Source organism: Bacteroides sp. Marseille-P8574 (assembly GCF_902825465.1).
Taxonomy (GTDB): Bacteria; Bacteroidota; Bacteroidia; order Bacteroidales; family Bacteroidaceae; genus Bacteroides; species Bacteroides uniformis.
Genome location: NZ_CADEBE010000002.1, coordinates 1,714,520 through 1,728,907, shown reverse-complemented (window position 1 = coordinate 1,728,907; position 14,388 = coordinate 1,714,520). Strand labels below are relative to the sequence as shown.

13 protein-coding genes and 1 tRNA gene are annotated in these 14,388 nt (G+C 41.4%); 7 read left to right on the top strand and 7 right to left on the bottom strand.

The annotated features are described in order from the left end of the window. Positions 1-30: 30 nt before the first annotated feature. The 3 genes from HUX74_RS19880 to HUX74_RS19870 all read right to left on the bottom strand — a co-directional run bounded on the left by HUX74_RS19880 (position 31) and on the right by HUX74_RS19870 (position 1,980). Complete coding sequence (locus tag HUX74_RS19880; RefSeq protein ID WP_136011463.1) at positions 31-312, bottom strand: hypothetical protein; 282 nt, start codon at positions 310-312, stop codon at positions 31-33. Positions 313-590: 278 nt separating this feature from the next. Next, the gene (locus HUX74_RS19875) at positions 591-1,628 is read right to left on the bottom strand and encodes a DUF3871 family protein (RefSeq protein WP_174647269.1); all 1,038 of its coding nucleotides are present in this window, start codon (positions 1,626-1,628) and stop codon (positions 591-593) included. 187 nt (positions 1,629-1,815) lie between these two features. Next, complete coding sequence (locus HUX74_RS19870) at positions 1,816-1,980, bottom strand: hypothetical protein (RefSeq protein WP_004292428.1); 165 nt, start codon at positions 1,978-1,980, stop codon at positions 1,816-1,818. Between the two features lie 529 nt (positions 1,981-2,509). On the opposite strand from HUX74_RS19870, the gene HUX74_RS19865 reads away from it, so the two are divergent. The 3 genes from HUX74_RS19865 (at position 2,510) to HUX74_RS19855 (ending at position 4,136) form a co-directional block, all read left to right on the top strand. Continuing rightward, positions 2,510-2,854, top strand: a complete 345-nt coding sequence (locus tag HUX74_RS19865) for a type II toxin-antitoxin system RelE/ParE family toxin (RefSeq protein WP_025074900.1) — start codon at positions 2,510-2,512, stop codon at positions 2,852-2,854. Positions 2,855-2,858: 4 nt separating this feature from the next. Next, the gene (locus tag HUX74_RS19860) at positions 2,859-3,176 is read left to right on the top strand and encodes a helix-turn-helix domain-containing protein (protein WP_025074899.1); all 318 of its coding nucleotides are present in this window, start codon (positions 2,859-2,861) and stop codon (positions 3,174-3,176) included. A gap of 81 nt (positions 3,177-3,257) precedes the next feature. Further along, the gene (locus HUX74_RS19855; RefSeq protein WP_025074898.1) at positions 3,258-4,136 is read left to right on the top strand and encodes an Rpn family recombination-promoting nuclease/putative transposase; all 879 of its coding nucleotides are present in this window, start codon (positions 3,258-3,260) and stop codon (positions 4,134-4,136) included. A 387-nt stretch (positions 4,137-4,523) separates the two neighbouring features. On the opposite strand, the gene HUX74_RS19850 is transcribed toward HUX74_RS19855, so the two are convergent. Beyond that, positions 4,524-4,597, bottom strand: a tRNA-Met gene (locus HUX74_RS19850). A 256-nt stretch (positions 4,598-4,853) separates the two neighbouring features. On the opposite strand from HUX74_RS19850, the gene HUX74_RS19845 reads away from it, so the two are divergent. The 4 genes from HUX74_RS19845 to HUX74_RS19830 all read left to right on the top strand — a co-directional run bounded on the left by HUX74_RS19845 (position 4,854) and on the right by HUX74_RS19830 (position 9,722). Beyond that, a complete protein-coding gene (locus tag HUX74_RS19845) occupies positions 4,854-5,240 on the top strand; it encodes an START-like domain-containing protein (protein WP_005824726.1) in 387 nt (128 codons plus the stop codon). 76 nt (positions 5,241-5,316) lie between these two features. Beyond that, on the top strand, positions 5,317-7,218 hold the full coding sequence (locus HUX74_RS19840; RefSeq protein WP_117967013.1) for an LptF/LptG family permease: 1,902 nt from the start codon (positions 5,317-5,319) through the stop codon (positions 7,216-7,218). A gap of 14 nt (positions 7,219-7,232) precedes the next feature. Continuing rightward, positions 7,233-8,447: a bifunctional 3,4-dihydroxy-2-butanone-4-phosphate synthase/GTP cyclohydrolase II gene (locus HUX74_RS19835; RefSeq protein ID WP_117967010.1), complete on the top strand. Its 1,215-nt coding sequence runs from the start codon at positions 7,233-7,235 to the stop codon at positions 8,445-8,447. Between the two features lie 81 nt (positions 8,448-8,528). Then, positions 8,529-9,722 (top strand): pyridoxal phosphate-dependent aminotransferase, encoded by a 1,194-nt coding sequence (locus tag HUX74_RS19830; protein WP_119962287.1) that lies wholly within the window; start codon positions 8,529-8,531, stop codon positions 9,720-9,722. A gap of 383 nt (positions 9,723-10,105) precedes the next feature. On the opposite strand, the gene HUX74_RS19825 is transcribed toward HUX74_RS19830, so the two are convergent. The 3 genes from HUX74_RS19825 to HUX74_RS19815 all read right to left on the bottom strand — a co-directional run bounded on the left by HUX74_RS19825 (position 10,106) and on the right by HUX74_RS19815 (position 14,342). Then, a complete protein-coding gene (locus HUX74_RS19825) occupies positions 10,106-10,276 on the bottom strand; it encodes a DUF362 domain-containing protein (protein ID WP_005834872.1) in 171 nt (56 codons plus the stop codon). Positions 10,277-10,512: 236 nt separating this feature from the next. Next, positions 10,513-12,474, bottom strand: coding sequence for a HAMP domain-containing sensor histidine kinase (locus HUX74_RS19820; protein WP_138346504.1), 1,962 nt, complete (start codon positions 12,472-12,474; stop codon positions 10,513-10,515). After that, positions 12,471-14,342 (bottom strand): sensor histidine kinase, encoded by a 1,872-nt coding sequence (locus HUX74_RS19815; RefSeq protein WP_138346501.1) that lies wholly within the window; start codon positions 14,340-14,342, stop codon positions 12,471-12,473. The genes HUX74_RS19820 and HUX74_RS19815 overlap by 4 nt, the downstream gene beginning before the upstream one ends. Positions 14,343-14,388: the final 46 nt, after the last annotated feature.

The following is a 14,388-nucleotide window of genomic DNA, read 5'->3' as shown; positions in this document are numbered from 1 at the left end:
GGAATATTAGTTCGGTATCTCTCAACCGTTTCAGATGAATGGTATCGTCTCGTCCTCCAGAACTCCCGATTCCACTATCTTCTTACATATCTCATGGGAAGCCCTGTTCCTCAGGTCATATCCGTAACCTTCACTTCCCATAATCTTAATCACTTCAACCATACTTCTGAATAAGGTCTGTTGCAGGGTCCTGTGGAATGTGGTAACTGCAATGGCGAACCTTTTCTCATTCCACCCATAGTCGTTCAGGGCATGTTCAAGTTCTTTTGCAGCCTTGAATTCCCTGCTGTTTTCCAATTCGTATCTTTCCATAATATTCATTATTGTTTATATATTATTCCTATTGCAATGATTTGGAATAAGCACCTTTCCTACATTCATCTATACGTGACTGACATTCCTCCGTTACTTCCTTTAGAATCTCGGCACATCTTTTATCAGAACAGCCTTGCAGCAATCTGTCTATGTATGTCATAATATCATTCACTTCCATATCATATATCTGTCAAAGGGTTCAACAAAAAAGGGAGAAAGAACCGGTTTGTTATATTTTAGTTCTTTCTCCCTTGTGAGTTAATTTATTTTCAGGTCTAACTCAAAAACCATCCGTAATTCTCAGTATCTTCACCGTTTAAAGCTCTCTGGATACCTACAGAAAAATCAGTACAGTTCTGATTGCGCTCCAGGAACTTGTCTATGTAGGATTGTTTGGCGGCGTCATTAAGAAGCTGCATCAAATCCCAACAAGTGATATTCTCTCTGCCACACAATCCGAAATTTGGATTCTCTATATAGCCTTTCGTAGCTGCATTGACATTGGAGTCACCTAAAATCACCTTTGGCAATTCTTTAAGTTGTGAAGCGGGTAAAGCTTGATATAATCTCAATCTTCCTATTATCTGACAGAACTGTTCCTGTGAAATCTTTGTTCTTCCCAGGTTTTCAAGAAGTCTTAAATTTTGCTCCGGTTTAAAATCCTGAAACAGTCTGAGTGCTGAACTGTATATATCAGTGTCACTCATCACTTCCAGTCTTCTGGTCAAGCCATCATTGGTCAGCATCAGATTTGAACACACACGAACCCTCCACCCGATAAAGATCTTGAATTTCTCGGGTGATTTTCGGGCGTATAAGTTTTCCTCATTCAGACTTCTTACACCTCCGATACATAAATTGACTTCTTCTCCGTTCATCATTCTGCTCATGGAACGGATATGAAAACAGAAGGCCATTCTCTGGTAGTAGATGGTCTCGTCCTCCGGTTTAAGTTCCTCCTTCCTTTTGGTCAATGCTCCCGGAACCCTGCCTAAAATCTTATGTGAAACTCTGATTTCCGTGTTTCCAAAGTTCTCTCCGGTAAAATACATTCTTGCGGCATCTTCTACCTGGTGGATAAATTTCTGGTGGCTGATTGTTAGCTGGTTGTCTCCGAAGCTGGGTACAATACAGTTCCTTTCAAGTTCTTCAAGTGTTATTCCCGAAGTGTTGCTCTCAATAAAATTAGGATGCTCTTTTTGTTCTTCTTCAGATACGATTACAGCATCTTCGACACCAATTGCATCCATCATTCTTGTTACCATTCCGATTGTTCTTGGAATGATAGTAAGTTCATTAGTCATTGTTTCCATACTCTTGTTATTTTTTAGTCGGTTAATAAAATGCGGTGAAAAAACAAAAAGCCAAGAGGTGTCATTTCTTTGCTTTTATGAATATACCTCTTAGCTTCTTTATCCCTTTGAGTATTGAAGTTGCTACCTCCAATACCGTTATTATCACGTCTGCTTTCTTGTCATAATCCATTCATCAGACGTTCTATCAGTTTTCAGTCGCAGCATCAACGGCCTTGACTTCACCCGTGGCAATCTTCTTTTTTCCGAATTTGCCACTATACTTCTCCGCAAGCTCGATTACTACTGAACCTGCCACGATAATCTCGGCCACATAAGCTGCGACCTTCAATCCTTTAATTAAATTTCCCATGTCTCTTAAATTTTAAGTTATTAATATTGTTATTTCTATTCTCAATTTCTCTTATATACTTTTCTCATATATAAGGCTTTGAGGGGAAATCAAGGAAGGGGGAGAAGAAAAAAATAGACCGGTCTTTCGACTGGTTGTGATAGTTGAACCGTTGTAAATAGCTCCTCGCATTTACTTGGCCTATCATGCGGCATACATTCTTTCGTGGGGAACTTTATGTCTTGTCCACATACTGAAATTGCTACGCATCATCGAATCTCCAACTTATCCATCTTCTGAAAATAAGTGTGACCCGGTAATTGTTTTTATCATTAATGCTTGAAGCTGACGCACTCTTCATTGCAGTGCTGAATAATGCTCCAAGTTTTTTATCATATATAAGGGTTTAAGGGCTTTGGAAATGGAGAGAACATGAGAAAGAATTATCATGAATAAGTTAAAAATCAGTTTGCTTTTGATATTCTCATTGTTTTTTTTGTTTCCTAAATTGGAACTATTCATTATTTTTGCAGTAGGTTAATCAACAGGCATGGAAGCAAAAGCAAAATTCAAAATAATATATTCGGAAGAGACTATCCGGTTTTTAAACAGTCTTGACGAAAAAGCGAAGGCTAAAATCATGTACAATATAAATAAAAGCAAGTATGTGATTGACAAGGAGCTTTTCAAGAAACTGGATGATGCGGATGATATATGGGAATTCAGAACTTTATACAATGGAATTTCATATAGGTTATTCGCTTTCTGGGACACTGACAAGGAAACTCTGGTCATAACGACTCATGGTATAATCAAAAAGCCCCAGAAAACCCCATCCAAAGAAATAGCAAAAGCCAAAGAGATAAGAAAGATATATTTCAATTCTAAAAAGTGAAGATATGGAAGAAATGAAATTTTATACGGAAGAAGAAGCGTTGGATAAAGTGATAGGTGAAAAAGGTACTCCGGTACGTAACAAATATGAAGATGACATCAATAATTTTCTAATTGGTGAAGCAATCAAGCAAACCAGAGAAGCCAGGAATCTGACACAGGAACAGCTTGGTGAGTTGATGGGAGTAAAAAGAGCGCAGATCTCAAAAATAGAAAGTGGAAAGAGCGTCACTTTTTCAACCATAATCAGAGCATTCAAAGCTATGGGAGTAAATTCAGCCAATTTGGATTTAGGATCATTGGGAAAGGTCGCTCTCTGGTGATATGTGAAAAGGGAATAGTGTCACTTTTGGTATTCTGAATCTTTTTGTTTACCTTTGTAGTAACCAATATATTAGACAATTATGAATAGCAACAATAAAAATCAGATAATCCGTTTTGACTGGGCTATGAAACGTCTGCTCAGGAACAAGGCCAATTTCAGTGTCCTTGAAGGTCTGCTCACTACGTTATTGGGTGAGAAAATCATTATTCAGCGACTCCTGGAAAGTGAAAGCAATCAGGAGGATGAGTATGACAAGTATAACCGTGTCGATATGCTTGCCGAGAATTCCAAGGGTGAACTGGTGTTGATAGAGGTACAGAACAATAATGAATACGCCTACTTCCAGCGTATGTTGTTCGGCACTTCCAAGCTGGTGACCGAGTATATCAATAGGGGAGAAAGCTATGACAAGGTTCGTAAGGTATATAGCGTCAATATTGTCTATTTCTCTCTGGGACATGGAACTGATTTTGTTTATCATGGGAAGACAGAATTCAGAGGCATCCACACCAACGATCTTCTTGAACTCACTCCATTCCAGAAGCAGACATTCAAGGTGGATACGGTAAGTCAGCTATATCCTGAATATTATATCCTGAAAGTAAACGGTTTCAATCAGGTAGCCAAAAGTCCCCTGGAAGAATGGATCTACTACCTGAATACCGGAGAGATACCTTCCAGTGCTACAGCTCCCGGTCTTGAGGAGGCCCGTGAAAGGTTGAAACTGGATAGCATGACTAAGGATGAGCTTGCTGCCTATTATCGTCATCTGGATAATATTGTAATCCTTCGTGATAATATCAATACTGAACGTGAAGAAGGAAGGGCAGAAGGATTACTTAAAGGTCGTGAAGAAGAAAAAAGAGAAAGTGCTCGTAATTTAAAGAAGTTAGGAGTTGCTATTGATATTATCTCAAAAGCTACTGGATTGTCTCAAGATGAAATTGAGTGTTTGTAGTATTTGCTATATTTATCTATTGAAGGGGCAATGTCATGGTATTAAATGCATTGCCCTTTTTCGATGTATTAGTGATTTTTTTAGTGTTCATGTTTTAGTATTTTTGCTTTGGGTTATTAGACTTGTGTTCCCGTTTGTGTTCCCTGCCTTAAAATTTTATATATTCTCTAGTTTTTATCTAAGAATGATAATTGTATAGTGGCTATATATACATACTTTTTTATTAGTATTACTAAATTGAAACAAGATGGATTGTGATTATCAGCAAATAAAATGGGGCTTAAAGGTGATTTTTTGTGTTCCCGCCGTGTTCCCATGAATTCGAAATAAAAAAGACCGCCAAGAGTGGAAGCCTCTCAACAGTCTCAATTTCAATGATTTATTTCGTAGCGGGACCCGGGATTGAACCGGGGACCTCATGATTATGAATCATGCGCTCTAACCAGCTGAGCTATCCCGCCATCATTTCTCGATTGCGGGTGCAAAGATATAGCTTTTATTTAAATTGCCAAAACTTTTATGGATATTTTCTGCTTTTTCTTTTGCTGATAGGGTGCTGAAGTGGTTTGCAGTACTTTTTATTAAACGTATTTGTATAACATTATCAATGAATTAGGGGTGTATGGAAAGGGAGATATAAATAAATTTGATGATTTATTTTCTGTAATTAGAAAAAAGTATTTATCTTGGCTGGCGCAATAAAAAGCAGAATAGACTATGGAAAGAAAGAAAATACATTTGGAATATCTCTTGAATGCGACTTCTAAAAGTATTCTTTGGGCAGCGATAAGTACCCCTACTGGTTTGGAGGGCTGGTTTGCTGATAGGGTTCAGTCAGACGATAAAACAGTAACCTTTTTTTGGGGAAAAACAGAAAAACGTGATGCCGAGATTATTGCCGTGCGAGCGTATTCATTCATCCGCTTCCGCTGGCTGGACGATGAGAACGAGCGAGAATACTTTGAACTGAAGATGACAAACAATGAGTTGACCAATGATTTCGTATTGGAGATAACAGACTTTGCCGATATAGACGAGGTGGGTGATTCGCGTGAATTATGGGAATCGCAAGTGGATACTTTGCGAAGAACTTGTGGTTTTTAGTTAACTTTAGATTAAAAATTTCCCGTACTCCCTTTTTTGTACTACTTTTGTGCTCTCATTGCATGAAACGAGTAAAATGCTGCGCATAAAAAAGTTAGATATATTTGTTTTGAAGAGCTTTTGCATGCTCTTTATGGGTACTTTCTTCATCTGCCTCTTCATCTTTATGATGCAGTTTTTATGGAGGTATGTGGACGAAATGGTAGGAAAAGGATTGGAGATGACTGTCCTTGCACAGTTTTTCTTTTATTCTGCGCTTTCGTTGGTACCTGCGTCGTTGCCGCTGGCTATTCTGCTGGCTGCCCTTATCACCTTTGGAAATTTCGGAGAACGTTTTGAATTACTTGCCATGAAGGCAGCCGGTATTTCTTTATTGAAAATCATGCGGCCCCTGATTATCTTTATTTGTTTCATCTGTTGTGTCTCTTTCTATTTCCAAAATGTCATAGGACCAAAAGCCCAAACAAAATTATGGACTTTGCTTATTTCCATGAAGCAGAAATCTCCCGAAGTGGATATTCCTGAAGGTGTGTTCTACGATGAAATAGATGGTTATAATCTGTATGTGAAGCATAAGAACCGCAAAACTGGTATGCTGTATGACGTACTGATATATAATTTTGAGAAAGGTTTTGAGAATGCTCAAATTATCAAGTCTGATTCGGGACGTCTGGAGATGACGGCTGACAAACAGCATTTATATTTGCATTTATACAGTGGTGAGCAGTTTGAGAATTTGAAATCGCAGAACATGAACCAAAGGAATGTGCCTTACCGGCGTGAGACATTCCGCGAAAAGCATGCAATCATTGAGTTCAATTCGGATTTCAATATGGTGGATGCAGGTATCATGAGTAATCAGTCCAACAGTAAGGATATGAAAATGCTGCAGGCGGACATTGACTCCATGAAATTGCAGAATGACAGTGTGGGGCGTGGTTATTATAAAGAAGCTATGGCAGGAACTTATAAGGTGACAGCCAGCTTGTCTAAAGAGGATACATTGAAGATTGAAAAGGCTTATTTAGGTGAGTACAATGTAGACAGCCTCTACAATGTGGCTACACTGATGCAGAAACAGAAGGTTATATCCACGGCCGTCAGCCGTGCAGAGAGTGCGGGGAGTGACTGGAGTTTTAAGAGCTTTAATATATCGCAGACTGAAAGCAGCCTTCGGCGGCACATGACTTCCTGGCATGAGAAACTGACTCTTTCTCTGGCATGTCTCATCTTCTTCTTTATTGGCGCGCCACTCGGAGGAATTATCCGTAAAGGAGGCTTGGGAATGCCGGTGGTGGTTTCTGTATTGATTTTTATTATCTATTACATCATCAACAATACAGGGTATAAGATGGCTCGTGACGGACAGTGGGTTGTCTGGATGGGTATGTGGACCAGTACCGCTGTCTTGGCCCCATTGGGTGCATTCCTGACATATAAATCCAACAATGATTCAGTGGTATTGAATGCTGATGCCTATATAAATTGGTTCAAGAAGGTTGTGGGCATTCGCAGTGTACGCCATCTGTTCCGTAAGGAAGTAATCATCCACGATCCTGATTATACACGTATTCCGGAAGAGCTGAAGGCTTTGTCCGTAGACTGTCGTGAATATGCTGATAGAAAGGGGTTGAAACGTGCTCCCAATTACTTTAAATTGTGGATGACTGATAGCCAGGATGAGGCGGTGGAAGATATTAACGAACGTTTGGAGAGTCTGATAGATGAGATGTCGAATACAAGATCCGTTACTTTGTTGACAGCGCTGAACACCTATCCGGTCATCCCCGTCCATGCGCATGTCCGTCCGTTCCGCAATTATTGGTTAAACTTGCTCTGCGGTATTGTTTTCCCGATAGGCTTGTTCTTTTATTTCCGTATCTGGGCATTCCGTATCCGTCTGAATAAGGATATGGAGCGGATTATCAAGACAAATGAAGATGTGATTGGAATTATAGAAAGAGATCAGAATAAATAAAAACAAAATAGATTATGGAAAATGTAAAGTTGAATACGATAGAAGAGGCCATTGAAGACTTCAAAGCCGGTAACTTTGTGATTGTTGTGGATGATGAGGACCGTGAGAATGAGGGTGATTTGATAATTGCAGCTGAAAAGATTACACCGGAGAAAGTAAACTTTATGTTGAAGCATGCCCGCGGTGTGCTTTGTGCTCCAATTACAGTTTCGCGTTGCAAGGAACTGGATTTGCCGCATCAGGTATCGGATAATACTTCTGTATTGGGTACTCCCTTCACAGTTACTGTTGATAAATTGGAAGGCTGTAGTACTGGCGTTTCTGCGGCAGACCGCGCTGCTACTATCCAGGCGTTGGCCGATCCGGCTTCTACTCCGGCCACTTTCGGGCGTCCTGGCCACATTAATCCGTTGTATGCCCAGGAGAAAGGTGTGTTGCGCCGTGCTGGACATACGGAGGCGGCTATTGATATGGCACGTTTAGCTGGACTTTATCCGGCGGGAGCCCTTATGGAAATAATGAATGAGGATGGTACAATGGCTCGTTTGCCCGAATTGCGTAGAATGGCAGATGAATTTGGCTTGAAATTGATTTCCATCCGTGACTTGATTGCCTACCGTTTGAAGCAGGAGTCTATTGTAGAAAAAGGAGTGGAAGTGGATATGCCTACAGACCACGGTCATTTCCGTTTGATTCCTTTCCGCCAGAAGTCGAACGGTTTGGAGCATGTAGCTTTGTTCAAGGGTACTTGGGAATTGGATGAACCGATTCTGGTGCGTGTACATTCTTCTTGTGCCACTGGTGATATATTCAATTCCAAACGCTGTGATTGTGGCGAGCAGCTGCATAAGGCAATGGAGATGATAGAGAAAGCCGGTAAGGGGGTAGTTGTATATCTGAATCAGGAAGGTCGCGGCATTGGTCTGATGGAAAAAATGAAAGCATATAAATTGCAGGAAGAAGGCATGGATACTGTAGAAGCTAATATTTGCCTGGGACATCTGGCAGACGAGCGTGATTATGGTGTAGGTGCCCAGATTCTTCGTGAGATAGGAGTGCACAAAATGCGGCTGATGACCAATAATCCCGTGAAGCGTGTAGGCTTGGAGGCTTACGGTTTGGAAATAACGGAGAACGTAGCTATTGAGACTACTCCGAATCCATACAACGAGCGTTATCTCCGTACCAAGAAAGAACGTATGGGACATACACTTCATTTCAATAAGTAACTGTCTTTTTGTTTTCTTATATCAAAGAAAATCGCTTATTTTGCAACCGGATTTGCGTAACAATCATTAAATAGTAACAAAATGAACCAATTATCAGATCGTTTAAACAGTTTGTCGCCTTCTGCGACACTGGCTATGTCTCAAAAGAGCGCAGAGCTGAAGGCTCAAGGCGTAGACGTAATTAACCTGAGTGTGGGAGAACCGGACTTCAATACTCCCGACCACATTAAAGAGGCTGCGAAAAAGGCGATAGACGATAACTTTTCTCGCTATTCTCCAGTGCCGGGTTATCCTGCCTTGCGTAATGCAATTGTAGAGAAGTTGAAGAAGGAAAACGGTCTGGAATATACCGCCGCACAAATTTCTTGCGCCAATGGTGCCAAGCAGTCGGTTTGCAATGCAATCCTGGTATTGGTAAATCCGGGTGACGAAGTAATTGTGCCTGCTCCCTATTGGGTCAGTTATCCGGAAATGGTAAAGTTGGCTGAGGGTACGCCGGTTATCGTACCTGCCGGTATCGACCAGGACTTTAAGATAACACCTGCACAGCTGGAGGCTGTCATCACCCCGAAGACAAAGGCGCTGATTCTTTGCTCTCCCTCTAACCCTACGGGTTCGGTGTACAGCAAGGAGGAGTTGGCAGGCCTGGCCGCAGTATTGGCAAAGCATCCGCAGGTTGTTGTGATTGCCGATGAGATTTACGAACATATCAACTATATCGGCAAGCATCAGAGCATAGCGCAATTTCCCGAAATGAAAGAGCGTACGGTCATTGTGAATGGTGTTTCCAAAGCATATGCAATGACTGGTTGGCGTATCGGTTTCATTGCAGGTCCGGAATGGCTTGTGAAGGCTTGCAATAAATTGCAGGGACAGTATACTTCCGGTCCTTGTTCTGTATCTCAGAAGGCTGCTGAGGCTGCTTATACGGGTACACAAGCTCCGGTGGAGGAAATGCGCAAGGCTTTCGAGCGTCGTCGTGATTTGATTGTAAAGTTGGCCAAGGAAGTTCCGGGTTTCGAGGTGAATGTACCGGAAGGTGCTTTCTATCTGTTCCCTAAATGCGATTCATTCTTCGGTAAATCTGCCGGCGAACGTAAAATCAATGATTCAGATGATTTGGCCATGTATCTGTTGGAAGTGGCTCATGTGGCTTGCGTAGGCGGTGCTTCTTTCGGAGCTCCTGAATGCATTCGTATGAGTTATGCAACCAGCGATGAAAATATAGTTGAAGCTATCCGTCGTATAAAAGAAGCACTGGCTAATCTGAAGTGATTCTAACTTCTTCTACAAACTTATTTTAGCAAGACATCTGTCATGCTGTCACGAGCAGTTCGTTTCATCAAAGCGGACTGCTCGTTTTGTTATGGCAAACACTCTGCTTCATTATGGCAAATACTTTGTTTCATTATAGCGAACACTCTGTTCCATACAGTATAAACACTTTGTTTTATACTGTACGAACATTTTGTTTTCTACAGTATGAACACTTTGTTTTCTACTTATGGAACAAAGTGTTCATGTCTGTGAACTAATGTGTTATCCGTATATAGAAAATAACAATGAAGGGTTTGAAGGTACTGAATCTTACGTGGGGGATATAAAAAAGCGCAGGCAGTTTATCTGCCCACGCTTTTGTTTTTGATACTGGGATTGTATTATTCTCCCGGATGAATTGCTTCAGAAGGACAAACATCTGCACAAGTACCACACTCTGTGCAAGTCTCAGGGTCGATATGATAGATATCACCTTCAGAGATAGCGCCAACCGGACACTCGTCGATACAAGTTCCGCAAGCAATACAATCGTCACTAATTACGTAAGCCATTTTCTTTTAGATTTAAATTATTATTAGTACTAATTCGTTCGGCAAAAATAGTGGTTTTCTTTATTACTTGCTATCAATCTTGATTAAAAACGTATAATTTGTATGTCGTCTAAATAAGGAGTCGAGAAAGCGGCATAGCATACCGCAGAGACTGAAAAATGTTCATTTTTGAACTTCGTAAACGAATTGCTCTGATACTATTGGCTTTAGCTGGAACTTAAGCAGGTTTTCAGCTTTTAAGAAAGAGTCGGATAGGTAAAAGTAATCACTGCGATTTCTCCTTCTTCGACATTCTCGGTTTGATAGGTACCTTTGAAATGTTCAAAGAACAACTGGTTGATTTTCTGTTGCACTGATACTTTTTGAGAGGCAAACCTGGGATCGGCTATCGGGCTGTTCTCTATCCGGCATGCTATGATGTGTTTGTCCGGATGGTTGACCAAGAACATGCTGACTTTGCGCGTTTCTTTACAGTCGTTTGGATAAAGCAGCATACTTGTCACTATTTGTGTAAGGCGGTTGACGTCGGTATGGATACGCGCATCTCCTACCTCCACTTGTAGTTTCAGGAGGATATGGCCTTCACTGCGCATTTGTATTAGAAAACCTAGTTCGTTGCACCATTCTTTTACATAACAATCCTGCAATTGAAATTTCATCATATTCGCTTCCAGGCGTGAGAGGTCCAATACGTCGTTTACCAGTTGGATAAGCTCACCCGAATTGGCCTGGATAATACCGGAATACTCTTTTCGCTCTTCTTCATCCAGCTCGTTGTCGGTGGAAAGCAGTTGGGAGAAACCGACTACATTGTTCAGTGGAATACGGATATTATAACTCATATTGGCAAGGAAACGGCTTTTTACTTCGTTGGCTTCTTCGGCAATAATTGCCAATTTACGCATTTCCTTCTCATCTTGTTGCAGCCGCTTCCTGCTTCTATACATATGTAGGTTGAAAAGTAACAAGGCTATAATGATGATAATGGAGGTGACCAGACAGATACGGTGAAAACTGGCTTGCCGCTGTTCTTTTTGGAGAAGCAGTTGGTCCATATTATATAGGCTTTGTATCTGTTCTATCTGTGAGGTGGAGAATACTGTATATAACGAATCTCTTGCCTTGGTTATTTGTTTATAGATAGGAAGTGCGTCGTCCGGAAACCCCATCTTTACTAGTATATCCGCTTTCTGAAGTCCATAAATCATGGCATCATCCAGTGAAATAGGGGTTACAAGTTCAATGGCGTCTTCTAAATAAGCCAACGCTTTGTCGTATTCTTTTGTCAGTTGGTAATATTCGGCATATGCTGCCAAACGTATCAACCGATAAGGAAGAAATGAAGATGTACTGAGATGCCGTTCTGATTGCTGCAAATATTCCCATGCTTCCGCAGGCCGTTGAAGGCGGGTATAGTAAAGGGCGTATTGTAAATCTATGAGCAGATACAAATTGGTATAGCCGTTTGTCAGTACGGTGGTGCCTTCTTCCTGCAATCTATTTTTGGCATTGTTGAGTTCCTCCAGATACCGGAACATGTTGCCATTGTCATGCAGATATGAGTAAGCCAGTACCGCTTTTGTCAATAAATCAATCTGAGTGGCAAGGGAGGAGTCCGGATTTGTCAGTTCAAAAGCCTTGTTCAGGTAGGTGATTCCTTCTTTGTAACGTAAGGTATTGAAATATCCGGTCATCAGGCATAGGCATGCTTCGCGCATACCGTCATGGTTGCCGAGACTTTGAGCTTTGTCGTACATGTCTTGTGCTTGTTTGAGGGCTAATTCAATCTTCTGGCTGATGATATAGCATTCTATCATCATCTTTTTGCCTCTGAAGTAATGGCGGTAGTAGTTGTGCTCTTCAGACAACTGTTCGAGCCTCCTCAGCCATTGTTCTGCACGTTTTTGGTCCAGTAGATTGTAGTAATAAATAATGTGCGCATATATGGCGGCACTCTGGTAATGTACATTTTTCTGAGCGATGGCCTCTTCCAGTAATTTGTTCTCGTAATAGATGAATGTCGGTGACAGTTGGTCAAGCAGTGCTATCTGATATAGAGTTCTCAATCTGGTGGTATCGGCTGGAGAGGCTAGATATATACGTAGCAGGCTATCCTTGACTTCTGCCCGTCGCACATCTGCGTGTGCGGACGGTAATAGCCAGCATAAGGCAATGAGCAATGTAAATATCTGTTTCATTTCTTATGCTCCTTTCTGCCTGTCTGGCTTATGGGGTGGGTGAAACAGAAACGTGAGCCTTCGGTATACTCTGAATCAATCCATATTTGTCCGCCGATATGCTCTATGATAAGTTGGCATATGGAGAGTCCCAACCCACTGCCTTGAGCATTCTCATTCAGCTTTTCAAAACGTTGGAAAATGTTGGCTTGCTTGTCTTTGGGAATGCCGCAACCGGTATCTGTTACGGTGAATAGTACGGTATCGTCCGTTTCTTTTTCCAGCTTTAGGACAATGCTGCCTTGTGGGGTAAATTTGGTAGCATTTATCAGTAGGTTAATCAGGACTTGCTGCAGGCGTGAGTCGTCAGTCTCGATGGGCATTTCTTCCAGCTCGGTGGTGAATGTAAGTTCAGCTTGTGTCTGTTTCACTTTATTCACAGTGTCTATCACATTTCTGCATATGCTTACGGCATCATGTTGTACAATACAGAATTGCAGTTTGCCGAATTCAAGACTCGATAGATCTATCACGTCGTTAATAAGCTTCAGCAATAGTTCTGAGTTCTGTTGGATAACTTCATTGCATTGACGGCGTGTCTCATCGTCCAGTCCCTCTTCCGTCAATAGGGATGAAAAGCCCGATAACGCATTGAGCGGGGTACGGATTTCGTGGCTCATGTTCGAGAGGAACACGCTTTTTGCACGCATGGCATTTTCGGCATTTATCCGTGATGTTGCTAGTTTTTGGGTGGAGAGCTTCACCTTTTCCCGCTGCCTTTTGAGTAGGATGGCAAGTAGAACAAATAACGTTACTAATGCCATCGTTCCTACCAATATGCTGGTTATGATTTTATTGTATTCGTTATTGCTGGCTGTCTCTGCCTTATCTACCTGGTATTTTGCCTTTATCGTATTGATTTGCCGGATATAGCTTTGTGAAGCGAGTGTATCTATAGGAGGATACAATTCCTGGTAGATTCGGCAGGCTTCCATGGCCATGCCTTGTATTTTACAGAGATAGATTTTTTCCAGCGAAGTCCAGCGGTAATACGTGGAGCGCTTATTACCGGAGTATTCTGCTTGCAATTTGGAGTAGATGTCCAGAGCTTGTTTCCAGTATTGTTTGTCCAAATTTCCCATGGCTCTATAGTAGGCAGCAGTGGTATAATCCAAGTGAAACCGGTAGAACTTTTCTGGGTGCAGTTGGTAAATGGAGTCTATTTTGTGGAGCCAGATGTTTGCTTCATCAAGATAGTCTTGTGAGAGGTGCCCATGGGAAATGGCAAAATTCGTCTTTTCGATGCAGAAAAAGAAGTCTGTCGGGTAGTCAGGCTCTTGATATAATATTTTTTCCAGCTCTTCCAGGATTTTCTCTGCTTCTTCCAGACGTCCTTTCCGTTGCAGAACGTTGGACATTTTTAAAAGAAGCTGTGCCCTATATGGATGCTGGTCTGAAATGTTGGATAGTTCAGTCAAAGCATCCTGGTATGATTCCAGGGCTTTATCCCCCATGTTGGCTATTGTGTTATAGGCGTCTCCAATGGCCTGGTTGGCCACTACCATACCAAATTGGTAGTCTGTAGCTTTGGCTTCTTCGTACATAAGTTGTGCCCGGTTCGTTGCTAAGCTGATATCGCCGCGCAATGTGTAGGCATTGGCCAATTGAAGTTGTAATAGAAAATACGTCGTTCTATCTTCATTTGATTGTAGGGTGGAAAGAAGTTGCTCACTCCACGTAATGACGCTGTCTATGGATATGGAGTCATCATAGAGAACTTGTCTTTTGACCAATGATTGCAGAATACTCTGCTTTTCTTGATTGGCTATTGTATGTGCTGATAAGACAGAAGTATACAATAGCTGCCCCAATAGCATCCATATAATCATTTTTGTTCTCAAATGTTTGTTTGCCTCTTTTGTTTATTATTGGCAA

Coding starts and splice junctions, on each gene's coding strand:
- HUX74_RS19880 (WP_136011463.1), bottom strand. CDS start 312: ATGGAAAGATACGAATTGGAAAACAGCAGGGAATTCAAGGCTGCAAAA.
- HUX74_RS19875 (WP_174647269.1), bottom strand. CDS start 1,628: ATGGAAACAATGACTAATGAACTTACTATCATTCCAAGAACAATCGGA.
- HUX74_RS19870 (WP_004292428.1), bottom strand. CDS start 1,980: ATGGGAAATTTAATTAAAGGATTGAAGGTCGCAGCTTATGTGGCCGAG.
- HUX74_RS19865 (WP_025074900.1), top strand. CDS start 2,510: ATGGAAGCAAAAGCAAAATTCAAAATAATATATTCGGAAGAGACTATC.
- HUX74_RS19860 (WP_025074899.1), top strand. CDS start 2,859: ATGGAAGAAATGAAATTTTATACGGAAGAAGAAGCGTTGGATAAAGTG.
- HUX74_RS19855 (WP_025074898.1), top strand. CDS start 3,258: ATGAATAGCAACAATAAAAATCAGATAATCCGTTTTGACTGGGCTATG.
- HUX74_RS19845 (WP_005824726.1), top strand. CDS start 4,854: ATGGAAAGAAAGAAAATACATTTGGAATATCTCTTGAATGCGACTTCT.
- HUX74_RS19840 (WP_117967013.1), top strand. CDS start 5,317: ATGCTGCGCATAAAAAAGTTAGATATATTTGTTTTGAAGAGCTTTTGC.
- HUX74_RS19835 (WP_117967010.1), top strand. CDS start 7,233: ATGGAAAATGTAAAGTTGAATACGATAGAAGAGGCCATTGAAGACTTC.
- HUX74_RS19830 (WP_119962287.1), top strand. CDS start 8,529: ATGAACCAATTATCAGATCGTTTAAACAGTTTGTCGCCTTCTGCGACA.
- HUX74_RS19825 (WP_005834872.1), bottom strand. CDS start 10,276: ATGGCTTACGTAATTAGTGACGATTGTATTGCTTGCGGAACTTGTATC.
- HUX74_RS19820 (WP_138346504.1), bottom strand. CDS start 12,474: ATGAAACAGATATTTACATTGCTCATTGCCTTATGCTGGCTATTACCG.
- HUX74_RS19815 (WP_138346501.1), bottom strand. CDS start 14,342: ATGATTATATGGATGCTATTGGGGCAGCTATTGTATACTTCTGTCTTA.